This window comes from Amycolatopsis acidiphila, assembly GCF_021391495.1.
Lineage (GTDB): Bacteria > Actinomycetota > Actinomycetes > Mycobacteriales > Pseudonocardiaceae > Amycolatopsis_E > Amycolatopsis_E acidiphila.
In genome coordinates this window covers 1,002,615-1,025,543 of sequence record NZ_CP090063.1, presented here as the reverse complement: position 1 = coordinate 1,025,543, position 22,929 = coordinate 1,002,615, and the positions used below count along the sequence as shown (strand labels likewise).

At 72.7% G+C, this 22,929-nt stretch carries 27 protein-coding genes and 1 other RNA gene; 12 read left to right on the top strand and 16 right to left on the bottom strand.

All coding sequences use genetic code 11. The annotated features are described in order from the left end of the window. Positions 1-3 precede the first annotated feature (3 nt). The 4 genes from LWP59_RS05095 to rnpB all read right to left on the bottom strand — a co-directional run bounded on the left by LWP59_RS05095 (position 4) and on the right by rnpB (position 2,500). The gene (locus tag LWP59_RS05095) at positions 4-435 is read right to left on the bottom strand and encodes a hypothetical protein (RefSeq protein ID WP_144643149.1); all 432 of its coding nucleotides are present in this window, start codon (positions 433-435) and stop codon (positions 4-6) included. 10 nt (positions 436-445) lie between these two features. After that, the gene (locus tag LWP59_RS05090; protein ID WP_144643150.1) at positions 446-712 is read right to left on the bottom strand and encodes a hypothetical protein; all 267 of its coding nucleotides are present in this window, start codon (positions 710-712) and stop codon (positions 446-448) included. A 447-nt stretch (positions 713-1,159) separates the two neighbouring features. After that, positions 1,160-2,032 carry an SCO6745 family protein gene (locus tag LWP59_RS05085; protein WP_144643151.1) on the bottom strand — a complete coding sequence of 291 codons (873 nt, stop codon included), beginning with the start codon at positions 2,030-2,032 and terminating at the stop codon, positions 1,160-1,162. A 59-nt stretch (positions 2,033-2,091) separates the two neighbouring features. Beyond that, positions 2,092-2,500: RNase P RNA component class A (gene rnpB / locus LWP59_RS05080), an RNA gene on the bottom strand. A 64-nt stretch (positions 2,501-2,564) separates the two neighbouring features. Between rnpB and LWP59_RS05075 the strand changes: the two genes are divergently transcribed. After that, positions 2,565-3,797, top strand: coding sequence for an SLC13 family permease (locus tag LWP59_RS05075; RefSeq protein ID WP_144643152.1), 1,233 nt, complete (start codon positions 2,565-2,567; stop codon positions 3,795-3,797). A gap of 1 nt (position 3,798) precedes the next feature. Here the strand turns inward: LWP59_RS05075 and LWP59_RS05070 are convergent, their stop codons facing one another. Genes LWP59_RS05070 through LWP59_RS05060 form a run of 3 tightly spaced genes read right to left on the bottom strand, consistent with a single transcriptional unit; the run spans position 3,799 to position 6,421 of the window. Beyond that, positions 3,799-4,869, bottom strand: a complete 1,071-nt coding sequence (locus LWP59_RS05070; RefSeq protein WP_144643190.1) for a bifunctional RNase H/acid phosphatase — start codon at positions 4,867-4,869, stop codon at positions 3,799-3,801. Between the two features lie 2 nt (positions 4,870-4,871). After that, positions 4,872-5,609, bottom strand: coding sequence for a zinc ribbon domain-containing protein (locus LWP59_RS05065; RefSeq protein WP_144643153.1), 738 nt, complete (start codon positions 5,607-5,609; stop codon positions 4,872-4,874). Then, positions 5,606-6,421: a Nif3-like dinuclear metal center hexameric protein gene (locus LWP59_RS05060; protein ID WP_144643154.1), complete on the bottom strand. Its 816-nt coding sequence runs from the start codon at positions 6,419-6,421 to the stop codon at positions 5,606-5,608. Before LWP59_RS05060 ends, LWP59_RS05065 begins: the two co-directional genes overlap by 4 nt. Positions 6,422-6,514: 93 nt before the next feature. Between LWP59_RS05060 and LWP59_RS05055 the strand changes: the two genes are divergently transcribed. The 4 genes from LWP59_RS05055 to LWP59_RS05045 are packed head-to-tail and all read left to right on the top strand — an operon-like array spanning position 6,515 to position 8,887. Next, complete coding sequence (locus LWP59_RS05055) at positions 6,515-7,003, top strand: low molecular weight protein-tyrosine-phosphatase (RefSeq protein WP_144643156.1); 489 nt, start codon at positions 6,515-6,517, stop codon at positions 7,001-7,003. Next, positions 7,000-7,116, top strand: coding sequence for an arsenate reductase/protein-tyrosine-phosphatase family protein (locus LWP59_RS41355; RefSeq protein WP_444541914.1), 117 nt, complete (start codon positions 7,000-7,002; stop codon positions 7,114-7,116). Before LWP59_RS05055 ends, LWP59_RS41355 begins: the two co-directional genes overlap by 4 nt. After that, the gene (locus tag LWP59_RS05050; RefSeq protein WP_144643158.1) at positions 7,113-7,973 is read left to right on the top strand and encodes a fructosamine kinase family protein; all 861 of its coding nucleotides are present in this window, start codon (positions 7,113-7,115) and stop codon (positions 7,971-7,973) included. Before LWP59_RS41355 ends, LWP59_RS05050 begins: the two co-directional genes overlap by 4 nt. Positions 7,974-7,996: 23 nt before the next feature. Further along, on the top strand, positions 7,997-8,887 hold the full coding sequence (locus LWP59_RS05045; RefSeq protein WP_144643160.1) for an SURF1 family cytochrome oxidase biogenesis protein: 891 nt from the start codon (positions 7,997-7,999) through the stop codon (positions 8,885-8,887). Here LWP59_RS05045 and LWP59_RS05040 read toward each other — a convergent pair. Both LWP59_RS05040 and LWP59_RS05035 read right to left on the bottom strand, forming a co-directional pair. Next, positions 8,838-9,722, bottom strand: a complete 885-nt coding sequence (locus LWP59_RS05040) for a cobalamin biosynthesis protein CobD/CbiB (RefSeq protein WP_144643161.1) — start codon at positions 9,720-9,722, stop codon at positions 8,838-8,840. The genes LWP59_RS05045 and LWP59_RS05040 overlap by 50 nt on opposite strands. Positions 9,723-9,757: 35 nt before the next feature. Next, entirely contained in the window at positions 9,758-10,450 is a 693-nt protein-coding gene (locus LWP59_RS05035) for a FadR/GntR family transcriptional regulator (RefSeq protein WP_186383453.1), read from the bottom strand. 105 nt (positions 10,451-10,555) lie between these two features. On the opposite strand from LWP59_RS05035, the gene LWP59_RS05030 reads away from it, so the two are divergent. Together LWP59_RS05030 and LWP59_RS05025 are read left to right on the top strand one after the other, a co-directional pair. Continuing rightward, a complete protein-coding gene (locus tag LWP59_RS05030; protein ID WP_144643162.1) occupies positions 10,556-11,053 on the top strand; it encodes a gluconokinase in 498 nt (165 codons plus the stop codon). Beyond that, the gene (locus LWP59_RS05025) at positions 11,050-12,423 is read left to right on the top strand and encodes a GntT/GntP/DsdX family permease (RefSeq protein ID WP_144643164.1); all 1,374 of its coding nucleotides are present in this window, start codon (positions 11,050-11,052) and stop codon (positions 12,421-12,423) included. Before LWP59_RS05030 ends, LWP59_RS05025 begins: the two co-directional genes overlap by 4 nt. Before the next feature lie 15 nt (positions 12,424-12,438). Here the strand turns inward: LWP59_RS05025 and LWP59_RS05020 are convergent, their stop codons facing one another. From LWP59_RS05020 to LWP59_RS05005, 4 genes are read right to left on the bottom strand one after another with little or no spacing between them, the layout of a single operon-like run. Beyond that, positions 12,439-12,768 (bottom strand): YrdB family protein, encoded by a 330-nt coding sequence (locus LWP59_RS05020; protein WP_229858159.1) that lies wholly within the window; start codon positions 12,766-12,768, stop codon positions 12,439-12,441. A gap of 10 nt (positions 12,769-12,778) precedes the next feature. Then, positions 12,779-13,786, bottom strand: coding sequence for an NAD(+) diphosphatase (gene nudC / locus LWP59_RS05015; RefSeq protein WP_144643168.1), 1,008 nt, complete (start codon positions 13,784-13,786; stop codon positions 12,779-12,781). Then, on the bottom strand, positions 13,783-15,168 hold the full coding sequence (locus LWP59_RS05010) for a M16 family metallopeptidase (RefSeq protein ID WP_144643170.1): 1,386 nt from the start codon (positions 15,166-15,168) through the stop codon (positions 13,783-13,785). Before LWP59_RS05010 ends, nudC begins: the two co-directional genes overlap by 4 nt. After that, complete coding sequence (locus tag LWP59_RS05005) at positions 15,165-16,445, bottom strand: M16 family metallopeptidase (protein ID WP_144643171.1); 1,281 nt, start codon at positions 16,443-16,445, stop codon at positions 15,165-15,167. The genes LWP59_RS05010 and LWP59_RS05005 overlap by 4 nt, the downstream gene beginning before the upstream one ends. A 219-nt stretch (positions 16,446-16,664) precedes the next feature. Between LWP59_RS05005 and LWP59_RS05000 the strand changes: the two genes are divergently transcribed. After that, positions 16,665-17,690: a neutral zinc metallopeptidase gene (locus tag LWP59_RS05000; RefSeq protein WP_144643173.1), complete on the top strand. Its 1,026-nt coding sequence runs from the start codon at positions 16,665-16,667 to the stop codon at positions 17,688-17,690. Here LWP59_RS05000 and LWP59_RS04995 read toward each other — a convergent pair. Beyond that, positions 17,683-18,438, bottom strand: coding sequence for an RDD family protein (locus LWP59_RS04995; RefSeq protein ID WP_144643174.1), 756 nt, complete (start codon positions 18,436-18,438; stop codon positions 17,683-17,685). The genes LWP59_RS05000 and LWP59_RS04995 overlap by 8 nt on opposite strands. A 22-nt stretch (positions 18,439-18,460) precedes the next feature. Here LWP59_RS04995 and LWP59_RS04990 point away from each other — a divergent pair, with 22 nt between their 5' ends. The 4 genes from LWP59_RS04990 to LWP59_RS04975 all read left to right on the top strand — a co-directional run bounded on the left by LWP59_RS04990 (position 18,461) and on the right by LWP59_RS04975 (position 21,078). Beyond that, a complete protein-coding gene (locus LWP59_RS04990; protein WP_144643176.1) occupies positions 18,461-19,468 on the top strand; it encodes a stage II sporulation protein M in 1,008 nt (335 codons plus the stop codon). A gap of 57 nt (positions 19,469-19,525) precedes the next feature. Beyond that, positions 19,526-19,777: a hypothetical protein gene (locus LWP59_RS04985; protein ID WP_186383454.1), complete on the top strand. Its 252-nt coding sequence runs from the start codon at positions 19,526-19,528 to the stop codon at positions 19,775-19,777. Positions 19,778-19,838: 61 nt separating this feature from the next. Further along, the gene (locus tag LWP59_RS04980) at positions 19,839-20,057 is read left to right on the top strand and encodes a hypothetical protein (RefSeq protein WP_144643177.1); all 219 of its coding nucleotides are present in this window, start codon (positions 19,839-19,841) and stop codon (positions 20,055-20,057) included. Positions 20,058-20,118: 61 nt separating this feature from the next. After that, positions 20,119-21,078: a chitinase gene (locus tag LWP59_RS04975; protein WP_144643179.1), complete on the top strand. Its 960-nt coding sequence runs from the start codon at positions 20,119-20,121 to the stop codon at positions 21,076-21,078. On the opposite strand, the gene LWP59_RS04970 is transcribed toward LWP59_RS04975, so the two are convergent. Together LWP59_RS04970 and LWP59_RS04965 are read right to left on the bottom strand one after the other, a co-directional pair. Next, on the bottom strand, positions 21,068-22,351 hold the full coding sequence (locus LWP59_RS04970; protein ID WP_191334859.1) for a DUF58 domain-containing protein: 1,284 nt from the start codon (positions 22,349-22,351) through the stop codon (positions 21,068-21,070). The two genes, LWP59_RS04975 and LWP59_RS04970, sit on opposite strands and share 11 nt — an antisense overlap. Continuing rightward, entirely contained in the window at positions 22,342-22,917 is a 576-nt protein-coding gene (locus LWP59_RS04965) for a hypothetical protein (protein ID WP_233921973.1), read from the bottom strand. The genes LWP59_RS04970 and LWP59_RS04965 overlap by 10 nt, the downstream gene beginning before the upstream one ends. Between the last annotated feature and the right edge of the window lie 12 nt (positions 22,918-22,929).

The window sequence follows — 22,929 nt, the reverse complement described above, 5'->3', positions numbered from 1 at the left end:
CAGCTACCTCCTCGCCGAGACCGCGCCGCGGCCACGGCGTGCTCGGGACCTGTCAGTGCGTTTGTTCCTGGGCAACGGACGCTGCGGGCGGACCCGGAGCTTGGCGGCGGTGACGGCGCCACCGTCACCGCGTGGTCTCTCCCGCGGTGCGTGCAGCTCCCGTAGCCACATCGTGAACACCGCGCCGAGCGGGCGCTCGTGACTGATCTTTCTCGTGATCAGCCTGGTGATCAAGATCGTGGCGATGAACGCCCACGCGGTGGAGAAGAATCCGAACCCGACGCCGAGCTGCCGCTCGACGGTCAGCACCACCAGGAAGACCGCGATGCCGACACCCCACGCGACGTACCGGGCGCGCCAGGGGAACGTCGCCTTCGGCGGGCCGAGCCACACCGCGTCGACCCGGTAGACCTCGTCATCGGTTCGAATCCGCACGAGGTCCCCGTCAGCCCGTGAACAGGCCGGCGATCCATTCGCCGACGTTCACGCCGAGCCCGCTGACGGCCAGGCCGATGATCGCCAGTGCGATCACGACGCCCGCCAGCCGGCGCATGACACCGGCGTTGTCGCCCTTACCGCCGCCCAGCCAGAGCAGCAGCAACGCGACGGCCAGCAGTACCAGCGGGATAACGTTGTCGAGCATCCACTGCTGGACGCCTCGTGTCTTGATCTCGCCCTGTGCGAGGTGCTGCACAAGCGTCATCATGGTCATCGCGTACTCCCGGGTGCGAGGAGTGTGGTCGGGTGGGTCTCGCCGGGCGGGCCCACGGGGCTGAGCTTGTCCGGTCTGGTCTACATCATCATGACGTGACTACCCGTGACGGTCAAAGTGCTCTCCGTCAAAGGCAATCGATCCTCACCAGGCACAGTACGGCCACTCTCCCTGAACTCGTCGCCCTCCATCATCGTTGCAAGGCCGCTCAGGATTAACCCCGTCCACCCGTATTTCGTAGTTTGGGTGCGAACTCACCCGTCGGCGAGCGGTCTGCTCACTCTGGGTTGGTCGAACCGCCGCTCGATTTCCGGCGGTCATAGTGTGGCATGACCCGTTCGGAGGCAAGAGTTCTACCCGACGATGACCGGCCGCCCGGCATAGTTGATCATGACTCGGTTACCGGACGCATGAACGCATCCCCGTCGTCGTCACTTTCCGTGCATCTCAGCCACGCGGCGCGGCGAAGACCCCGGAGCCCGGAAACGCGCCGGCGGCAACGGCCGCCCGGCTCAGCCCGCGGCCCAGCTCGTGCAGCCGGGCCGCCTTCTCCGCGCCGAGATGCCGCCAGGGCGCGCACGCCGCCGCGTTGGTCTGGTCCTCGACGCGCTCCCGCAGGGCGCGTCCCTGCTCGGTCAGGCCGCCCTCGGCGTCGAGCACGCCGTCGGCCCGCAGCCGCGTGCAGGCCTCGTCCCACTCTTCGTCGGACCAGCCCCGGGTGGCCTTCGCGGCGGCGGGGAGAAAGCCCTTACCGGTGGCGGTGTGGGTGATCAGCGCTTCGAGCCCGCCGACGCCGTTGACCACGAGCGCGGCGATGTGCCCGTCACCGCGGTACTCCCGCAGCAGCGTGACCGCGTGCCAGAGCACGAGATGCGGTTCGGACGGCCAGTCGAGGCCGGCGTGCGCGGCGTAGAGCGGGCGCCCCTCCGGCGTGCAGGCGTCACTGGCTTCGCGGGCGAGTTCGGCTGCCTCGGCGAGCTCGGTGGACGACACCGCGTCGCCGAGCAGGCGGCGCAGCACGGTGTCGGCCGCTTCCAGGCGCGCGTCGAGCACCTCGGCCGGGGTGGCGAGTGTCCAGGCGCGCGGGATGTGCTTCGCGACGAGGGTGGGGTTGAAGTTGTAGAAGGTGGCGGCGACCGTGCCGGCGGTGACCGCGCCCATCGGCGCCGAACGGCTGGCGAAGTACGTCATCCGCCCCGGGCGGAGCCCGGTGGTGGCGAGCCGCTCGTCGGCCTGCGGGGCGAAATAGATCGCCGAATGCAGCGGGTCGAGGACGCGGTGGCACTTGAACGCCAGCGCGCGGGCTTCTTCGCTCTCCACGCCCGTCACCTTAGGCGATGCCGTGCAGTGGCGGAGCCGCCTTTCGCGGTTCATGAAGGCGGACGAGTTGGCTTGTAAGCCGGATCCTGTCCCGCGCCGAGGCGCGGTGGCGGCCATCCATCTAGGCCTGCCGTTGCCGGCAGGCTCGAGCGGCCTACCCGCAGGCATCGGGCGGGCAGCCCTCGAACGCCTGCGCAGGCACCGTGCAGGTGCCCTCTTGGCCTTGCTCCGGGTGGGGTTTACCGAGCCACCCCGGTCGCCCGGGATGCTGGTGGTCTCTTACACCACCGTTTCACCCTTACCCCAAGCGCGCCCGCCGGCGCCAGAGGCACCGGCGGAGCTGGGGCGGTCTGTTTTCTGTGGCACTGTCCCGCGGGTCGCCCCGGGTTGCCGTTAGCAACCACCCTGCCCTGCGGAGTCCGGACTTTCCTCGAAGGCTCGCGCCCTCGCGGCCGCCCGGCCAACTCGTCCGCCCGACCAGGGTAGACGGTTCACCCGGCGGCCCGGCAGGCGTGTCGGTTAGCGTGGGCGCGTGCTGGCGGCGGGCGGGAGTCTGGGGCTCCTGGTCGCCGTGCTGGCGTTCGCCACCGCGCGCCCGCGCGGGCTGCCCGAGGCGACGCTCGCCCTGCCCGCGGCGGCGATCGTCCTGCTCGCGGGCTGGCTCTCCGTACCGGACGCCTGGCAGCAGGCCCGCACCATCCTGCCGACGCTCGGCTTCCTCGCCGCGATCCTGCTGCTCGCCCACCTGGCCGACCTCGACGGCGTGTTCTCCTGGCTCGGCGCCCGGCTGGCGGTAGCCAGCCGGGGCCGGCCGCGACGGCTGCTGGTGCTGACCTTCGCGGCGGCCGCCGCGACCACCGCGGTGCTGAGCCTCGATGCGACGGTCGTGCTGCTGACGCCGGTCGTGTTCCTGACGGCGAAACGGCTGGAGCTGCCGCCGCGGCCGCATCTCTACGCATGTGCGCACCTGTCGAACTCGGCGTCCACGCTGCTGCCCGTGTCGAACCTGACGAACCTGCTCGCGTTCTCCGCGTCCGGGCTGAGCTTCGTGGGGTTCACGGCGTTGATGGCGTTGCCGTGGCTCGTGACGATCGCCGTCGAGCTGGGGGTGTTCCTGCGGTTCTTCGCGCGCGACCTGCGCGGGCGAGCCGGCGCCGAGGCCGGGGAGATCCCGCCGACCCCGGTGTTCGCGCTGGTGGTGCTGGGGGTGACCCTGGCCGGGTTCGGGGTGGCGCCGCTGGTGCACGTCGAACCGGTGGTGATCGCGGCGATCGCGGCGGTGGTGCTCGCCGCGCGGGCCCTCTCGGCGCGGCGCGTGCGGGTGCGGACCCTCATCGTCGAGGCGAACCCGCTGCTGTGCCTGTTCGTGCTCGGGCTCGCGGTCGTGGTGGAGGCGGTTTCGCGGCACCTGCTCGGCGAGCCGCTGCGGGCGTTGCTGCCGGACGGCACGAGCCTGCCGGAGCTGCTGCTGACCGCGCTGCTCGCCGCCGTGCTGGCGAACCTGGTCAACAACCTCCCGGCCACGCTGCTGCTGTTGTCGGTGCTGGGCCCGCATCCCGCGGCGGGGACGCTGCTGGCGGTGCTGCTGGGGGTGAACCTCGGCCCGAACGCCACCTACCTGGGTTCGCTGGCGACCCTGCTGTGGCGCCGGGTCCTGACGGGCGCGGGCGAGCCTCCGCGCTGGCGCGACTTCCTGCGCCTCGGCGCCCTCACCGTCCCGGTGACGCTGGCCGCCTCCGTGGTGGCGTTGTGGCTGGTGCTGTGAGCTACCCCAGGTGGCAGGTGTCGTTGACGAGCCGCACCGAGGCGTTGCCGTCCGGGTAGAACTCCACGACCGACAGGCTCGCCAGGTCCAGGTGCAGCCGGAACAGCAGGGACGGCCCGGCGTCCAGGCCCAGCCTCAGCAGCGACTTGATCGGCGTCACGTGGCTGACCACCACCACCGTCCGCCCGGCGTAGGTCTCGACCAGCTCGTCACGCACCTTCAGCACGCGACGGTGCACCAGCTCGAAGCTCTCCCCGCCCGGCGGCGGCACGGACACGTCGCGGATCCACCGCCCGTGCAGCTCCGGATCCCGCTCGGCGGCCTCGGCGAAGGTCAGGCCCTCCCACTGGCCGAAGTCGGTCTCCAGCAAACCCTGGCTGGTCTCCAGCCGCGCGCCGATCGCGTCCGCCACCGCCTGCGCGGTCTGCTTCGTCCGCGTCAGCGGCGAGGCGATCACCGGCGCGGGCTCGCCGCCGACCACGACCTCCGGCATCGCGGCCAGCCGCTTCGCCGCGGCGGCCGCCTGCTGACGGCCCAGCTCGGTCAGCGGCACGTCGCCGCGCCCGGAGTAGCGCCGGTCGACCGACATCTCGGTCTGGCCGTGGCGCAGCAGCAACAGCCTGGTCGGCTTGCCGCGGGCACCGGTCCACCGGGCGGGCGAGCTGGGCGCGGGCGCGGCCTGCTCGTCCATCGCCTCGTTCGCCAGCCGGTCGGCATGGGAGTTCTGGGCGCGCGGGATCCACTCGTAGCGCACGCGCTCGAACCGGGACGCCAGCTCGCGCGCCTGCTCCGCGAGCGGCTGCAGCGCGGCGTGCTTGACCTTCCACCGGCCGGACATCTGCTCGACGACGAGCTTCGAGTCCATCCGGACGTCCACAGTGGACGCACCGAGCTCGGCCGCCGCGGTCAGCCCCGCGACGAGGCCGGTGTACTCGGCCACGTTGTTCGTCGTGACCCCGAGCCCTTCCTTGCGCTCCGCGAGGACCGAGCCCGACTCGGCGTCCTTGACCACCGCGCCGTACCCGCCGGGCCCCGGGTTGCCCCGCGAACCGCCGTCGGCCTCGACGATCACCTTCACAGGCCCGACTCCAGGGTGCGCACGAGGATCGCGCCACAGTTCTCGCACTGGATGACGGCGTCCTCCGGGGCGGACTTGATCTCCGAGATCGCGTTGCGGTCGATGTCGAGCTGGCAGGCACCGCAGCGGCGGGACCGCAGCAGCGCCGCGCCGATGCCCTTGTGCGCGCGCACCCGCTCGTACAGCTTCAGCAGGGGCTCGGGGAAGCGCGGCAGCAGCTTGGCCCTGTCCTCCTCGCGGCGGGCCTGCGTGGTGTCGAAGTCGGCGAAGCTCTCGTCCCGGCGGCGCTGCGCGTCGGCCAGCTCCTGCTCGGCCTTGTCGACCTCGGCACCGGTGCGCTGGGCGTCCATCCCCAGCGCCTCCCGGCGCTCCATCAGCTCCAGCAGGTCGTCCTCGAGTGCGGCCTGGCGGCGGGCGAGCGTCTCCAGCTCGTGCTGGATGTCGTTCATCTGCTTGGCCTGCACCGAGCCGGACTCCAGGAGCTTGCGGTCGCGCTCCTCGCGGGCGCGGACCGACTCGATCTCCTTCTCCTGCCGCGCTATCTCGCGGTCGAGGTCCGATGCCGCGGCCTCGGTCGAGACGAGCTTGTCCCGCAGGTTGCGGACCAGCTTCTCGGCCTCGTCGATCTGGGCCAGCTCGGGCAGCGTGCGGCGGCGGTGCTCGACACGCGACAGCTCGGCGTCCACCTTCGCGAGGTCGAGCAGCTGACGCTGGACGGCGGGGTCTGCCTTCACTGGTTGCGCTCCCTTGAGGTTCGGATGGTCCACGGATCCGTGCGACGGGTGGACACGTGGATGTCGACGTTACCCGCAAAGGCCTTCCGCAGAACCGCCGAGGCTTGCTCGCACCACGGCCATTCGCTCGCCCAGTGCGTCACGCCGACCAGGGCGGGCCCGCCGGCTTCGAGGTGCTCGCCGGCGGGGTGATGGCGCAGGTCCGCGGTCACGTAGGCGTCCACCCCCGCTTCGGTGACCGCCGCGAGGTAGCCGTCACCCGCGCCGCCGGACACCGCGACTGTCCTGATCGGACGGTCCGGGTCCCCGGCGCCGAGCACGCCCGGCTCGGTCTCCGGCAGGGCCTCCGCGACCCGCTGGACGAACACGGCGAACGGCTCCGGCTCGGGCAGCTCGCCGATCCGGCCGATCCCGGTGGTCTCGCCCTTCGGGTCCAGCGGGCGCAGCACGCGCAGCCCGATCGCCCCGGCGAGCGCGTCCGAGACGCCGGGGTCGGCGGAGTCGGCGTTGGTGTGCGCGCAGTAGAGGGCGATCCCGGCGCGGATGAGCCGGTGCACCAGGCGGCCCTTGGTCGTGTCCGCCGCGACCCCGTGCACCCCGCGCAACAGCAGCGGATGGTGCGCGACGACCAGCTGGGCGCCGCGCTCGATCGCCTCGTCGACGGTCGCCCCGACAGGATCCACGCACACCAGTACCCGGTCCACGTCCTCCGCCGGGTCACCGCAGACGAGCCCGACCGCGTCCCAGCTCTCGGCGAGCTCCGGCGGGTAGGCGTCCTCGATCACGGCGATGATCTGCGAAAGTGCGGGCATACGGGGATCTTCGCACCAGCGCGGCGCGCCGGGTCAACAGCGTGCGGGCACGTCGCACGGCCGGCGCGAAACGGACGCGGCACACTGGCGGGCGTGACCGAACCTGCCCTGCACGTCTGCTTCGTCTGTTCCGGCAACATCTGCCGCTCCCCCATGGCCGCCGTCGTGTTCCGCGAGCACCTGCGCCGCGACGGCCTCGCCGGGCAGGTACGGGTGAGCAGCGCCGGGATCGGGCCGTGGCACGTCGGCGAGCCCGCCGACGCCCGCGCGCTCGCGACGCTGGAGCAGCACGGCTACGACGGGAAGCACGTCGCCGCCCAGATCGACGGGGAGCACCTCGGCGCGGACCTGCTGCTCGCCGCCGACGCCGGGCACCTGCGCGATCTGCGCCGCAAGATCGACGACCCGTCGCGCGTGCGCCTGTTGCGCGAGTTCGACCCGTCGGCCCCGGAAGGCGCGGAGGTGCCGGACCCGTACTACGGCGGCGAAGACGGCTTCGAGGACGCGCTCGCCATGATCGAGCGCACCATGCCCGGCCTGCTCGATTGGACGCGAAGGGGCCTGGGCACACTGCACGGGTGATCAGTCACATCTGCTTCGTGTGCTGCGGCAACACGTGCCGCGCACCCATCGCGGCGCCGGTGTTCCGCCCGCAACGCCCGATGCCGGGTCTGCTCGCGCAGGTCCGGCCGTGAATGCCCGCGAAGCCGTCGAGCGGTTGCGCGGCGGGGAGATCACCGGGATCCGCCAGTGGGGCGGCTCGATCTTCCTGGTCAGCCTCGACGGCGGCGAGGCCGTGATCGCCAAGCAGGGCGTCGGCCCGCGTGCGACCGCGGCCGAGGCCGCCGGGCTGCGGTGGCTCGCCGAGTCGGGCGACGTGCCGTTGCCGCAGGTGCACGGGTACGACGACGAGTGGCTGGTCATGCAGTTCATCCCGCCCGCCTCGCCCTCCCCCGAGGCCGGGGAGACCTTCGGCCGCAGGCTCGCGAAGCTGCACCTGCGGGGTGCCGACGGGTACGGCAGTCCGCCGCCCGGCGGTCCGGCCGACGCGTGGATGGGCGTCGCGCCGATGCGCAACGAGGTCGGCCCCGACTGGCCGTCCTTCTACGCGCAGCACCGGATCCTGCCGTACCTGCGCGACTGCGTGGACCAGCAGCTGTTCAGCAAGGACGAGGCGCAGCTGTTCGAGCAGTTGTGCGACCGGCTGGGCGAGGTCGGCGGGCCGCCGGAACCGCCCGCCCGCGTGCACGGCGACGCCTGGAGCGGCAACGTGCACTGGGCGAGCGACGGGGTGTGGCTGATCGACCCGGCGGCGCACGGCGGGCACCGCGAAGGGGACCTCGCCATGCTGCAGCTGTTCGGCACCTCGCAGCTGAGCCACATCCTCGGCGGGTACGCCGAGGGCGCGCGGGACGAGGGCGCCCCGCTGGCCGACGGCTGGCGCGACCGGGTGCCGCTGCACCAGCTGTTTCCGCTGCTCATGCACGCGGCGGTGTTCGGCGGCGGATACGCCCGCCAGGCGCTCACGGCGGCCCGGGCGACCCTGCGCTGAGCGCGGCGGGCTACCGTGGATGCGTGCGGTGGAAGTTCTTGCTCCGGCCCAGCTGGCTCGCGTTGGTCGGCGGTGTGCTGGTTTTCGCTTTCGCCTGTTTCTGGCTGCTCTCGCCGTGGCAGTTCAGCCGCAACTCCGAGCGGGTGGCCCAGAACGACGCCGTGCAGGCGTCCATGACGGCCGAGCCGAAGCCGCTCGACAGCGTCCTCGCGCCCGGCGTCGCGCCCAACGAGCACACCGAGTGGACGCGGGTCACGATCACCGGCACCTACCTGCCGCAGAACGAGGTCGTCGCCCGGCTGCGCACCGTCCTCGGCGAGCCCGCCTACGAGGTGCTCACCCCGATGCGCACCACCACCGGCCAGGTCGTGCTGATCGACCGCGGGTACGTCCAGCCCGGCGAGCACAACGCGGTGCCCCCGTACGCGGCGCCGCCCGCCGGGCCGGTCGAGGTGGTGGCCAGGGTCCGGCAGGACGAGACCGACGGCAAGCACCGCGACGCGTTCGCCGATGCCTCCACCGGCGGCAAGCTGCAGAGCTACGACGTCGACTCCCGGGTCGTCGCCCGCGCAAGCGGGCTGGACATCCGGCCCGGCTACTTCCAGCTGGACCAGAACACACCCGGCGTGCTCAACGCGCTTCCGTTGCCGCAGCTCGACTCCGGCCCGTTCTTCTCCTACGCGCTGCAGTGGATCGCGTTCGGCGTGATGGCGCTGGGCGGCCTCGCGTACTTCACGATCCGCGAGCTCAAGCCCGGTGGCGTGCTCGCGGAGATGGGCGAGCGGCAGAAGGAGAAGAAGGCGCGGAAGCGGAAGTCCGTCGCGCAGATCCTGGCCGAGGACGAAGAGGACGAAGCCGACGCCGCTATGGGCGGCGACGAAGACCGGACAGAAGCGCCAGCACAGCGGAACTGACCGCGGTCAGCCAGCCCACCACCCGCGACAGCTCGACCGCCCGCGTCACGTGCCCGGCGTCGGGATTGCGCCCGTCCCCGAGCACCGGCCGTTCCTCGATCCCGTGTGGATACACCGTCCGGCCGCCGAGGCGGATCTCCAGCGCACCCGCGAAGGCAGCCTCGATCCGGCCCGCGTTCGGGCTCGGATGCGCCACGGTGTCGCGCTGCCAGGCCCGCCAGGCGCCCCGCGCGGAGCCGCCGACGACCGGCGCGCTCGTGACGGTCAGCGCCGCGGCGAACCGCGTTGGCGCGAGGTTGACGAGGTCGTCGAGCCGCCGGGTGAGCTCCGAGCCGCGGAGCAGGCTGAGCGCCCGCGCGCCGACGAGACCGGGGATCCCGGCGACGGCACCCCAGAACAGCGGCCCGACGACCGAGTCCGAGGTGTGCCGGGCGACCGATTCGACCGACGCGCGGGACAGGCCGATGACGTCGAGCCCGGCGGTGCTGCGGGTGTCGAGCGCGGCGAGCGTGCCGCGGGCCGCGTCCAGTTCGCCCTCTTCGAGGTCGCGTGCCAGCGCCGTGCCGCTCTCGGCGAGCCCGGCTCCGCCGAGCACCGCCCAGGTCGCGACGGCGGTGCCGATCGCCTGCATGACGGGACTGCGCCGGCTCACCCGCTCGGCGACGACACCGGCGACGACGAGCCCGCCGACCAGGCCGCCGGTACCGGCCACGCCCGGAAGCCTCCGTTCGAGCGCCCGAGCCGCGCCCGTGAGGAGTGCCACCGGTTCGCCTCGCCCGATCACCCCGTCGGCGGCCGCCCCCAGCAGCAGCCCGATCGCCCGCGCCGCACTCACTCGTGCCCCCCGTAGTCGACTTTCGGGGGCCGACGTTACTCGAACTGCTCGGCGACCTCGTCGCGCGCCTGCTCCATGATGCCGCGCATCGCGTGCTCGGCCCGCCCGGCGTCGCCCGCGTCCACGGCCAGCGCGACCTCGACGTGCATCGCGACGGCCCCGGGCTGGGGTTCCGGCGGCATCAGCCCGTGCTCGGTGCGGCCGGTGAGGACCTGGGCGACGACGTCGGAGAGCTGGCAGAACATCGGGTTCCCGGACGCGGCCAGCACGATGTGGTGGAAGGCGATGTCGTGCTCGAGGAACGTGCCGAGGTCCTTCGCCCTGGCCGTGGTCTCCAGCCGGCTGGCCAGCGCGCGCAGCCGCCCGCGGTCCTCGGGGCTCGCGCGCAGCGCGGCGAAGCGCGCGGCCGTGGGTTCGACGGCCCAGCGGAGCTCCATCAGCATCCGCAGCGCCTGCTCGCGGCAGTCGCCGCCGAGCTGCCAGCCGATCAGGCGCGGGTCGAAGTGGTTCCACTCGGCCGCGTCCCGCACGGTGATCCCGACGCGGCGCTTGCTGCTGGTCAGGCGCATGACCTCGAGCGCGCGGACGACCTCTCTGGCGACGGTGCGGGAGGCGCCGTACTCGTCCTGCAGCTGTTCGAGCCGCAGTACGGTGCCGGCCGGGATTCGCCCCGAAGCGATCGCGGTACCCAGTTCGTCGAGCACGCGAGCGTGCCTGCCATCAACCACGCTCGTGACCGTATACCCCTGTTTCGATTAAGTAGTACTTGTCGCTTGATTAAGTAGTACTTTTGGTGTGCACTACTGCGAGGGACAAGGGAGTCGGAGGGCGAGATGACCGTCATCGTCGTGATGGGCGTGGCCGGGTCCGGGAAGACGACGGTCGGCAACGACCTGGCCCGGCGGCTCGGCGTCGACTACGCCGAGGCCGACGCCTTCCATCCGAAGGCGAACATCGAGAAGATGTCCGCCGGCCATCCCCTGACCGACGAGGACCGCCGGCCGTGGCTGCACGCCATCGCGGACTGGGTCCGGGAGCACCAGGACACCGGCGGGGTCGTCTCCTCCTCCGCGCTCAAGCGCCGCTACCGCGACGTGCTGCGCACCGGCGGCGACGTCTGGTTCCTCCATCTCGACGGGCCGCGGGAGCTGATCGCCGAACGCATGAAGAGCCGGTCGGGGCACTTCATGCCGGTGTCCCTGCTGGGCTCCCAGCTCGCCGACCTCGAACCACTGGAAACCGACGAGCCCGGTCTCGTCGCCGACATCACCGAGGTGCCCGCGGACATCGTGCGCGCCGCCCTCGACGCACTGGCAAAGGAGCCGAAGTGACCACCCTGGCCGCCGGATGGACCGGGCACGACACCCGGTTGATCGTCGCGACGCTGGTCGCGATCGCGCTGATCGTGGTGCTGATCAGCAAGTTCAAGCTGCACGCGTTCCTCGCCCTGATCCTCGGCTCCGGCGCGCTCGGGCTCATCGCGGGCATGCCGGTCGACAAGCTGCTGAAGAGCTTCTCCAGCGGGGTCGGCTCGACGGTCGCCTCGGTGGGCGTGCTCATCGCGCTCGGCGCGATGATCGGCAAGCTGCTCGCCGATTCCGGTGGTGCGGAACAGATCGTGGACACCATCGTGTCCAGGGCCGGGCGCCGCACGCTGCCGTGGGCCATGGCGCTCGTGGCCGCGCTGATCGGGCTGCCGATGTTCTTCGAGATCGGGCTGGTGCTGCTGATCCCGATCGTGCTGCTGGTCGTCAAGCGGACAGGGCGGCCGCTGATGCTCATCGGGATTCCCGCGCTGGCCGGGCTTTCGGTGCTGCACGGCCTGGTGCCGCCGCACCCAGGCCCGCTCGCGGCGGCGGGCGCGCTGAACGCCAATGTCGGCATCGTGCTCGCGTTCGGCCTGCTCGTCGCGATCCCCACGGTGATCATCGCCGGCCCGCTGTTCGGCATGGTCGCCGCCCGCCTGTTGCCGGACGCGGCGCCGCCCGAGCGCCTCGTGCCCGCGCGCGACGAGGAGGACGAGAACGAGGTTCGTCGCCCGAGCTTCGCGGCGACCCTGTGCACGGTGCTGCTGCCGGTCGTGCTGATGCTCGCGAAAGCGCTTTCCGACCTCCTCGCCGCCAGCGGCAACGAGGTGCGCCGGGTGCTCGACTTCGTCGGTGACCCGCTGGTCGCGCTCCTGCTGACGGTGCTGCTGGGCATGTTCACGCTCGGCCGTGCGGCCGGGTTCACCCGGGACCGGCTGTCCTCGACGGTGGGCGACTCGCTCGGTCCGATCGCCGGGATCATCCTGATCGTCGCCGCGGGAGGCGGGTTCAAGCAGACCCTCGTGGACGCCGGGGTCGGCGACGTCATCACGCAGCTGGCCACCGGCGCGTCGATTCCGGCGCTGCTGCTCGGCTGGCTGGTCGCGGTCGCGATCCGGCTGGCGACCGGTTCGGCGACGGTCGCCACCGTGTCCGCGGCCGGCATCGTGTCGCCGCTGGCGGCGACCCTCGACCCGACGCACTCGGCGTTGCTGGTGCTCGCGATCGGGGCGGGCTCGCTGTTCTTCTCGCACGTCAACGACGCCGGGTTCTGGCTGGTGAAGGAGTACTTCGGGCTCTCGGTCGGGCAGACGATCAAGAGCTGGTCGCTGATGGAGACGGTGATCTCCGTGGTGGCGATCGCCCTGCTGCTGCCACTGGGCGCGATCTTCTAGCTGCGCATCCTCGGCTCAGGCTGTCGCCATCTTCTTCGCCGTCGCGTAACCCAGGTTCGCGACGGCGAGGACGGCCAGGGCCGCGCCCAGCACGGGATGCCCGGTCACGCACAACGCGGTGACCGCCGCCCCGAACCAGAGCACCTTCACCACCACCACGGCGACCCGCGGCAGCCCGAACGTGGCGCGTGGCGCCGCGAACAGCCCCCACACGACCGCCGCCAGCACGGGCGCGCCGATGCCCAGCACGAGCTTCAGCGCGATCCCGTCGCCGGTGGTGAAACCCCAGTAGGCCAGCGCGGCCAGCGCGAGCAGCTCCAGCAGGAACGCCAGGCCGTCGTTCACCAGCCGCACGTCACGCCCCGGACTCCGCGTGCGCCCAGGCTTCGAGCATGACCCGCGCGATCGAGGAGTTGCCGGGCAGCATCATGGTCGCCGCGCCGTCGCCGATCGGGGTCGGCCCGCCCTCGTTCGCGAACGCCGCCCGCACGTCGGCGCGGGACACCCACAGCGCTTCCTCGATCTCGCCGTCCGCCGGGCGCAGCGGCCGCGACGCGTCGGCCCGCGCGGCGAAGCCGAGCATGATCGAGCGCGGGAACGGCCACGGCTGGCTGCCGAGGTACCGCACGTCGCGCACCTCGGCGCCGACCTCCTCGCGGATCTCGCGCGTCACGCAGCCTTCGAGCGACTCCCCGGCCTCCACGAACCCGGCGAGCACGGAGTACCGGCCCTTCGGCCAGACCGGTTGACGTGCCAGGAGAACGTGCTCTCCGTTGACCCCGACCTCGTCGTGCACGAGACAGATGATCGCCGGGTCGGTCCGGGGGTACTCCTCGTGCCCCTTCGCTTCGCACCGGCTGGCCCAGCCGAACTGAACCCGCCGGGTCGCGCTGCCGTCCCGGGCGCAGAACCGCGCCGCCCGGTGCCAGTTGCGCAATGCCTGGGCCGTGGTGAACAGGCCCGCCGAGGTGTCGTCGAGCTTGTCGCCGTACGCACGCAGGTCGACCCACAGCTCGCCGTCGTACCGCGGGATCTCCTCGGTGAAGCCCCAGCTGCCGCCGGCCTCCAGCAGCTCCGGCTCCCCCGCGGGCTCGCCGGGCAGCGACCAGTAGTCGGCGCCCTGCCACTCGCCGAGGAACACCGCGTCGTCCGGCGGGGTGTCGCCGAAGGTCAGCGCCTTCCGCGTGGCGAGCACGTTCTCGCCCTCGCGGACGGGCGTGCGGGCCCTGGGGTCGAGCAGCACGACCTGGGCCTCCGGCCAGCGGGCGAGGAGGCGTTCCGGATTGGTGCGCAGGGTCTCCTGACGGTCCACAGTGGATCGCGACAGGGTGGGGAGGGTGCCGAGCTGAAACGGGAGGGTCATGACTGGGCGGGCTCTCCGACGGTGAAGCCGCCGAGCGCGGCCAGCCGTGGCGCGAGGCTTTCGGCGTCTCCGACCACGACGCCGGTGAAGCGCACCGGCGCGAAGTAGTCCAGCGCCGCCTGCGCGACCTCCTCGACGGTGACGGCCGCCAACCGCGCCGGGTGCTCGGCGAGCCATTCCGCGCCCAGCCCGCCGGCCGCGAGCGCGGACAGCTGACTGGCGAGCCCGGCCTGCGACGCGGTCGAGGTGAGCAGCGAGCCGACGGCGTACTGCCGCACCGACTCGACCTCCTCCTCGGTCGGCGGTACGAGCGCGAGCTTGCCCAGCTCGTAGAACGTCTCCAGCACGGCCGCGGCACTCACGTCGTTCGCCGTGTCGGCGTCCACGCCCACCGTGGCGGTGGCGCCGGTGAACTCGAAGCCGGAGTGCGCGCTGTAGGTGTATCCCTTGTCCTCGCGGATGTTCTCGACCAGGCGCGAGGAGAAGTACCCGCCGTAGGCCAGGTTCGCCAGCTGCAGCGCGGCGTAGCGCGGGTCGGTGCGCGGTAGCGCCTGGGCGATGAGCCGGATCTGCGACTGCACGGCGCCGGCGCGCGGTACCAGCAGCACGTCGCGGCCGGTCACGGCAGGCAGCGGGGGCAGTACCGCCGCCTCCGCGTCGGCCTGCCAGCCCTGCAGGGCCTTCTCGATGTCGGAGACGACGCTTTCCGGCACGATGTCACCGACGACCACCAGCACCGAACCACGCGGCAGCACCGCACGGGCGTGCAGCGCGCGGACGGCGTCCGGGGTCACCTTCGCGACGTCCTCGGCCTCCGGCATCTCGCGGGTGACCGGGTGGTCGCCGTAGACGTGCTTGAGCAGGGCCTCGCGCGCGATCACCCGCGGCTGGGTGCGCGACACCGCGAGCCGCTCGACCAGGCGGGCGGACTCCCGGCCGACCTCGTTGTCCACATAGGACGCCGAGGTGAGCACGTCGGCGAGCACGTCCAGCAGCGTCGGCAGCCCGTCGGCGAGCGCGCTGCCGTTGACCGACAGCCGCTCGGGGTCCACCGTCGCGTTCACCTCGCCGCCGATCAGCGCCAGCTCGGTGTCGATCTCGATCCGGTCGCGCCGCGCGGTGCCGGTGAGGATCGTCTCGGCCAGCACCTCGGCCATCGCCGGGTGCAGCGGGTCGGCACCGGCGAACGGGATGCGCAGGCGCAGCTCCACGAGCGGCACGTTCGCCTTGCGGACGGCGAGCACGCGCAGCCCGTTGCCGATCGTCGTGTCCACCGACGACAGGTTCCCGGCGGCGCGCTGGTCGCCCAGCAGGGGCACGGCACGCGGGCCCTTGGCCGTCCGGCCGATCTCCGCCGCGTCGCGATGCGTCGCAGTGCTCACTTGCTCTCTCCATTCTCGGGCTCGACGACCAGGACCGCGCGCGAGTCGGGCCGCAGCGCCTTGGCGGCCGCCGCGACGTCTGCCGCGGTGACCGCGGCCATCCGGTCGGCAAGCCGGTACATCAGGGACGGGTCGCCGTAGAGCAGCTCGAACGAGCCGAGGCCGAGCGTGCGCGAGACCAGCCTGTCGTGCTCCGAGTGCAGGCTCGCGGCCCAGCGTGCGGTGACCTTCTGCAGCTCCTGGGCCTCCGGCGGGTTCGCGGCCAGCTTCTCCAGCTCCTCGTCGACCGCCGAGAGCACCCTGTCCGGCGACACGTCCGGCGCGTGGATCGCGGTGATGGAGAAGGTGTCCGGGTCACGCGCCTCGAACGGGCCGAACAGCCCGGCGCCCGCGCCGATGTCGGTCACCAGCGGCTCGCGGTGCACCAGCCGCTGCTGCAGCCGGGAGCCGTCGCCGTCGGTGAGCACCCCGGCGAGCACCAGGTTCGCGAGGTAGCCGTCGAGCTCGTTGATCGGGTCCGGCATCCGGTAGCCGATCGCGAGTGCCGGCAGCGGGGCGTGCGGGTCGGTGTGGCTGTCGCGGACCTCGCCGGCGGGCGGCGGCTCGGCGAACGAGCGCTTCGGCGGCGCCGGGCGGTACGGGACGTCGCCGAAGTGCTTCTCGATCAGCTCGCGCGCCCGGTCCGGCTCGAAGTCCCCCGCCACCGTGAGCACCGCGTTCGCGGGCGAGTAGTAGGTGTCGAAGAAGGCCGCGCAGTCGTCGAGGCTCGCCTGCTCGAGGTCGGTGAAGTCGCCGTACCCGTTGTGCGCGTTGGGAAAGGTCCGGTACAGCACCGGCGGCAGGAGGATCCACGGGAACCCGCCGTAGGGCCGGTTCAGCACGTTGAGCCGGATCTCCTCCTTGACCACGTCGATCTGGTTGGCCAGGTTCTCCGGCGTCAGCTTCGGCGCGCGCATCCGGTCGGCCTCGAGGAACAGCGCCCGCTCGAGCGCCGCCGAGGGCAGCACCTCGTAGTAGTCGGTGTAGTCCGGGTGGGTCGACCCGTTGAAGGTGCCACCGCTGGACTGCACGATCTTGAAGTGCGCGAGCTTCTCGAGGCTCTCGCTGCCCTGGAACATCAGGTGCTCGAACAGGTGCGCGAACCCGGTACGCCCCTCCGGCTCGGAGCGGAAGCCGACGTCGTAGTGCACGGAGACGCCGACCACGGGCGCGGTCGGGTCGGGCGCGAGCACGACGCGTAAGCCGTTGTCCAGGGTGAAGCGCGAGTTCTCGGGCATGCGCCCACCATACGACCAACGCGCGTTACCCGGTCGGCGGATCACCGGGCTCGGCAAACCCTTCACCAGGGCGTCCCCCTCCGCGTGGACGGCGGTGCCCGCCCGGCGTCGGCCGCGTAGTTCCCGAAGAGTGCCCGGGCACCCGCGGCCACCCCCTATGCTGCAAGGCGCACGCCGACCAGCCGCGGGTGTGCCCGAGCACCGGGAGAACAGCCGGCGATGAGCCAACCTCCACCAGGCCACTGGCCGCCGCCGTGGGGTCCCTACCCGCCACGTCCGCCCGCACCGAAGAAGAAGCACACCGGCGCGATCGTCGCCGGTTCGGTCGCCGCGGTGGTCGTGCTGACGGTGACCCTGGTCGTCACGCTGACGGCCGGGTCGTCCGGCTCGAGCACCGCCGCCTCCTACGACACCATCACCTCGGCCTCGGCCACCACCCGCTCGTCCCGGTCCACGACGTCGCGCCCGCCCTCCTCGTCCAGCCGCACCACGACGACGACCACGCGGCCGGCGTCCACCGGGCCGCGCAAGGTCGTCACGCTCGCCGACCACCCGCTGCTGACCGATCCGGACGCGGGCCTGGCGAACGCGCCGTGCAACGTGCCCGGCTGGCCCAGCAGCCCGGCCGCCTCCCAGGCCTTCTTCACCGCCGCCGCGCAGTGCCTCAACGCGCGCTGGGGCGCGCTGCTCGCGTCGATGGACCTGCCCTTCCACGCGCCACAGCTCGAGTTCCCGACCGGCGCGAGCTTCACCACCGCGTGCGGCACCATCGACGTCGGGCTGGCCACCGCCGCCTACTACTGCAAGGACCACCTCTACGTGCCCTACCGCGGGCTGCAGACCGACCAGTACCGCAACAAGCCCGGCGTCTACCTCGCGCTGTTCGCGCACGAGTACGGCCACCACGTGCAGGATCTCGTCGGCCTGATGGACGCCGCGTGGGAGGTCATCTACACCGACGGCCAGGACAGCGCGGCCGGGCTGGACATGTCGCGCCGCAAGGAACTGCAGGCGCAGTGCTTCTCGGGCATGTTCCTCGGCTCGACGGCCAACCGCGGCGGCACGGTGACGCAGAGCGTGTTCGACGTGGCGTGGAACGACCAGGAGACCCGCGGCGACAACACCTCGGGCAGCCACGACCACGGCACCAACGCCCACTACGCCGCCTGGTGGCGCAAGGGTGCGCAGAGCGACCGGCTCGCCCAGTGCAACACCTTCGCCGCCCCGGCGGGCGACGTCAGCTAGCGCCCGGCCACGTCCGGTTCCGCCGCTCCGCCAGCACGGCCATCAGGTACGCCCACACCGGCACGCCCGGCGGCACCGGCGCCCCGATCCGCGCCGCGACCTCCTGCGCCAGGTTCGCGCCCAGGCTGTCGCGCGCTTCCGGGCGCAGCGACTGGTAGCGCGCCAGGAACTGCCGCAGCGCGAGCGCGAGGTCGTCGGTCAGCCCGGACAGGTCCAGCTGCGCCGCCCACGACACCAGCGGCGGCGGCATCACGATGTTCGGCGTCACCTCCGCCGGCGCCCGCTCCAGCACGACGACCGTGCCGGCGAGGAAGTCCCCCACCCGCTTGGACTTCTCCGACACCAGCGAGCAGACCACGGCCACCGCACCCCAGACGAAGACCGGCCCGAAGTCGACGATCGCGGCCGCGAGACCCCGCGCCAGCGCGTGCCGGAACCGGATGGGCCCGCCGTCGTCGCGGACCACCCGCAGGCCGAACGCCGACTTCCCCGGCGTGCGGCCGCGGCTGAGCGTCTCGAACAGCACGGGGTAGCCGACGCGCACCAGCACGAGCAGGGTCAGCAGGATCGCCGCGCGCGCGGCGCCGTCGTCGGGACCGGCGGCGACCACCACGATCAGGCCGACGACCAGGATCACCAGCTGGATGACCGCGTCGATGGCGAACGCGAGGCCGCGGCTGGCCAGCCGGGCCAGGCGCAGTTCGAGCGCCACCGCGTCGCCGGTCACCAGATCGGGTTCGGGACTCACCCGCCAACTGTAGTCTGACCGCGTGGACGTCGATCTCTTCGTCGTGGCCCATCGCGCCGAATGGGACCGGCTGGGCGAGCTGCTCGACCGCGGCCGCCGCCTGCGCGGCGCCGAGGCGGACGAGCTGATCGTGTTGTACCAGCGCACCGCCACCCACCTGTCGATGGTGCGCTCGGCCGCACCGGACCCCGCCGTCCTGTCCCGGTTGTCGTCGCTGGTCACCCGGGCGCGTTCGGCGGTTACCGGCACGCACAACCCCGCGTGGCGCGAGGTCGGGCTGTTCTTCGCCCAGCGGTTCCCGGCCGCCGTCTACCGCAGCCGTCGGTGGTGGCTGTCCACGGCGCTGGCCACGATCGTGGTGAGCGCCCTGCTCGCCGCCTGGGTCGCTTCCAGCGCACAGGTGCAGGCGAGCATCGCCGCGCCGGAGCAGGTCCGCAGGCTGACCGAGCCGGGCGGCGAGTTCGAGACGTACTACTCCTCCAACCCCGCGGGCTCCTTCGCCGCGCAGGTGTGGACGAACAACGCGTGGGTCGCCGCCACCTGCCTGTTCTTCGGCGTCCTCGCGGGGGTTCCGGTGTTCCTCGCGCTGTGGGCGAACGCGGCGAACGTCGGCGTCAGCGCCGGGCTGATGTCCGCCGCCGGACGGCTCGACATCTTCTTCGGGCTCATCACCCCGCACGGCCTGCTGGAGCTGACCGCGGTCTTCGTCGCCGCCGGCACCGGGCTGCGGCTCGGCTGGGCGGTGCTCAACCCCGGCCCGCGCAGCCGCACGGTGGCGCTCGCGCAGGAGGGCCGCGCGACGGCGGCGATGGCGCTCGGGCTCGCCTGCGTGCTGCTCGTGTCCGGGGTGATCGAGGCGTTCGTGACCCCGTCCGGGCTGCCCACATGGGCGCGGATCGGCATCGGCGTGCTGGCCGAGCTGGCGTTCCTGAGCTACGTGTTCGTGCTCGGCAGGCGGGCCGCGCGAAGGGGCGTGACCGGCGACGTCGACGCCCGCTTCGGCGGTGACGTGCGGCCGGAGGCGGGCTGAGCGACACACCTTCGCGGCTTCGGCCGACGTCGCCGCGCGACGTCGTAGGGTGACGCCATGGGGAAGCGGCTGGCACTGTCTCTGTCGGACGACACGCATGCCCAGGTGAAGGCCCGCGCCGCCGAGGCCGGGATCTCGGCGCACGCGTGGATCGTCGCCGCCGTCGAGCGCGAGGCGTTCCGCCAGCTGTGCGAGAAGGCTGACGAATGGTGGCAGGCCCACCCTGACGAGGCCCGAGCCGAGACCGCCGCGTACCACCGCCGCCAGGAGCGGCGTACCGAGAGCCGACGTGGTTCTTCGGCCGCGTAGGGGACAGCTCTGGACGGTCGCCGGACCGGACCGGCGACGAGTACTGGTCTACAGCGGCGACATGTTCAACGATCTCGACGCCGTGCCGTACGTGATCACCATGGACGTCGTCGCCGCCCCCGACCCGCTGACCGTGACCACGCCGGACGGGCTGCACATCTCCTACACCCGGCTCGACCACGTGCCCAAGACCTCGCTCGGCGAACAGGTCGGGGAGATTTCCTTGCAGCTGCTGGAAATCGTGAACACCAGGTTGTTCATGGTGCTGACCACTTCTTGACCCACTGGTCTGAACCACTTACCGTGGGAAACTCACGCACCCGCGGTGGAGGTGGTCGTCGATGACCCGCTGGAAGACCCGGATCGGACTCTGTGTAACGGCGGCGCTTGCCGCACTCGGCCTGGCGAGCCCCGCGCAGGCGGCGGTGACCTCGCCGGGGTCGGCCCCCTACCTGGACATCACGGCCAGCACACCGTCCCTTGTGGACGTTTCGAGGGCGACCGGGCAGAAGACGTTCACCCTGGCCTTCGTGCTCGCCGACAGCACCGGCTGCAACCCCTCGTGGGGCGGCACGATCCCGTTGAACGACTCCAGGATCCTCAACGACATCAAGGCCTTCCAGGCGATGGGCGGTCAGGTCGTCGTCGCCACCGGCGGGGCGGCGGGGCCGTACCTGGAGTACACCTGCTCGGACGCGACGGCGCTGGCGAACGCGTACCGCGAGATCCTGGACACGGTCGGCACGAACAGCCTGGACGTGGACGTCGAGACGACGATCCCGCAGGACACCGTGAACGCGGCGCTGGCCACGCTCCAGGCCGAGCGCGGCACGACGATCAGCTACACGATGCGGGTCCAGGGCGACGACTACGGCATGGACCCGTACTCGGTCACGGTGCTGGACAGCGCGGCCGCCCACGGCGTCGACGTGCTGGTCAACCCGATGACGATGGAGTTCGGCACCAGCCGGGCGGACTGGGGCGACGCGGTGATCGCCGCCGCGCAGAGCACGCTGGGCCAGCTGAAGCAGATCTGGCCGGGGAAGTCGGACGCGGACCTGAAGCGGCACCTCGGGGTGACGCCGATGATCGGCCGCAACTACAACGGCAAGATCTTCCAACCCGACGACGCCACCCAGCTCGTCCAGTGGGCGACGGCGAACCACATCGGGCGGCTGGCGTTCTGGTCGGCGGGCCGCGACAACGGCTCGTGCCCCGGCGGCGGTGTCTCGCCGACGTGCAGCAGCATTTCGCAGTCGCAGTACCAGTTCACGAACATCTTCGCGGGGTTCAAGGGGTAGCCGCGGCCTTCATCGCCAGGTAACGGTCCGCGAGGGCGGGCGGCAGCTCGTCGGGCACGGCGTCGACCACTTCGACGCCGTGCCTGCCGAGCAGCGCGGTGACGTGCCGGCGATCGGCGAGGGTGCGTTCGGCCGCGGCAGCATCGTAGACGGCCTCGGCGGTTCCCCGTCCCCGCGCCATTTCCGCGATGCGCGGGTCCGCGACCGAGGCGACGAGCAGCCGGTGCCGGGAGGTCAGCGAGGGCAGGACCGGCAGCAGGCCCTCTTCGAGCGGGGCGGCGTCGAGACCGGTGAGCAGCACGACCAGTGAGCGGTGCCGGGCGCGGCGGAGCACCTCGCCGACGAGGCCGCGCGCGTCGGTCTCCAGGAGGCTGGGTTCGAGTGGGGCCATCGCGTTGACGAGGGTGGCCACGTCGCGGCCGCTGACCTTCGCGCGCAGCTGCCGGTCGTAGGCGAGCAGGTCGACGCGGTCGCCCGCGCGGGTGGCCAGCGTCGCCAGCAGCAGGGCGGCTTCCATCATCGCGTCCAGGCGTGGTTCGTCGCCGACGCGGCCGGCCGAGGTGCGGCCGGTGTCGAGGACGAGCAGGACGTGCCGGTCGCGTTCGGGGCGCCAGGTGCGCACCATGACGTCGGCGGCGCGGGCGGTGGCCCGCCAGTCGATCGAGCGGACGTCGTCGCCGATCACGTACTCGCGCAGGGAGTCGAACTCGGTGCCGGCGCCGCGGACGAGCGCCGCCTGGCGGCCGTCGAGCTGTTGCAGGCGGGCGAGCCGGGACGGCAGGTGGCGGCGGCTGTGGAACGGCGGGAGCACGCGCACGGCCCACGGCACGCGGTGCGAGCCCTGGCGGGCGGCGAGTCCGAGGGGGCCGGTCGAGCGGACGGTCACCCGCGCGGCGGGTCGTTCGCCGCGGCGGGTCGGCCGGAGGGTGACGGTGATGGTGCGCCGTTCGCCGGGCGGGATGGTGGCGGGGTGGCGGTCGCGTTCGGCCCCCGCGCTGGGCGGCCAGGCGTCCCGGACCAGCCCGCGGACCGGGCGGTTGCCGGGGTTGGCGATGGTGAGGTGCACGTCGGCCGCCTCGCCGAGGCGGGTGGAGGTGGCGCCGGAGCGGGTGAAGCGGAGGCCGCGCACGGCGCCGGCCAGCGCGAGGTCGAGCAGGACCAGCAGGAGGAGCACCCCCGCCACGGCGGCGACCCCGCCCCACGACGGTGCCCCCAACCCGACGACGACCGCCCCGATGACGGCGAGGACCCCGACCCGCGCGGTTATGGCCACCGGAGGCTCCGGTGGGGGGAAAGCGCTTTCAGGGCGGCGGGGGTGGCGGGGTGCGGGCGGGTGACGACCGGGTGCGGGCGGGTGACGACCGGGTGCGGGCGGGTGACGACCGGGTGCGGGCGGGTGACGACCGGGTGCGGGCGGGTGACGACCGGGTGCGGGCGGGTGACGACCGGGTGCGGGCGGGTGACGACCGGGTGCGGGCGGGTGACGACCGGGTGCGGGCGGGTGACGACCGGGTGCGGGCGGGTGACGACCGGGTGCGGGCGGGTGACGACCGGGTGCGGGCGGGTGACGACCAGGCCCGGGCAGGTGGCGCCGAGGCGCAGACAGCTGGCACGGTTGCGCGGGCGAGTGGCGCCGGAACGCGGTCGGATCGCGCCGGAGTACGGGCAGGTGGCGACCAGGCCCGGGCAGCTGGCGCCGGAGCGCAGGCGAGTAGTGCCGGGGCGCGAGCGGCAGGTGGCGGGGTGCGGGCGAGTGGCGCCGCAGCGCAGGCAGCTGGCGCGGTGGCGCAGCCCACCACCAAACCCCGCACCACCAAACCCCGCGCCACCGGCCCGCATCCGCGGACCCTC

Excerpts from the sequence above, each read along its gene's own strand:
- LWP59_RS05000 (WP_144643173.1), top strand. The coding sequence starts at position 16,665 with ATGAGCCAACCTCCACCAGGCCACTGGCCGCCGCCGTGGGGTCCCTAC.
- nudC (WP_144643168.1), bottom strand. The coding sequence starts at position 13,786 with ATGACCCTCCCGTTTCAGCTCGGCACCCTCCCCACCCTGTCGCGATCC.
- LWP59_RS04980 (WP_144643177.1), top strand. The coding sequence starts at position 19,839 with ATGTTCAACGATCTCGACGCCGTGCCGTACGTGATCACCATGGACGTC.
- LWP59_RS05030 (WP_144643162.1), top strand. The coding sequence starts at position 10,556 with ATGACCGTCATCGTCGTGATGGGCGTGGCCGGGTCCGGGAAGACGACG.
- LWP59_RS05005 (WP_144643171.1), bottom strand. The coding sequence starts at position 16,445 with ATGCCCGAGAACTCGCGCTTCACCCTGGACAACGGCTTACGCGTCGTG.
- LWP59_RS05060 (WP_144643154.1), bottom strand. The coding sequence starts at position 6,421 with ATGCCCGCACTTTCGCAGATCATCGCCGTGATCGAGGACGCCTACCCG.
- LWP59_RS04985 (WP_186383454.1), top strand. The coding sequence starts at position 19,526 with ATGGGGAAGCGGCTGGCACTGTCTCTGTCGGACGACACGCATGCCCAG.
- LWP59_RS04975 (WP_144643179.1), top strand. The coding sequence starts at position 20,119 with ATGACCCGCTGGAAGACCCGGATCGGACTCTGTGTAACGGCGGCGCTT.
- LWP59_RS04965 (WP_233921973.1), bottom strand. The coding sequence starts at position 22,917 with ATGCGGGCCGGTGGCGCGGGGTTTGGTGGTGCGGGGTTTGGTGGTGGG.
- LWP59_RS05090 (WP_144643150.1), bottom strand. The coding sequence starts at position 712 with ATGACCATGATGACGCTTGTGCAGCACCTCGCACAGGGCGAGATCAAG.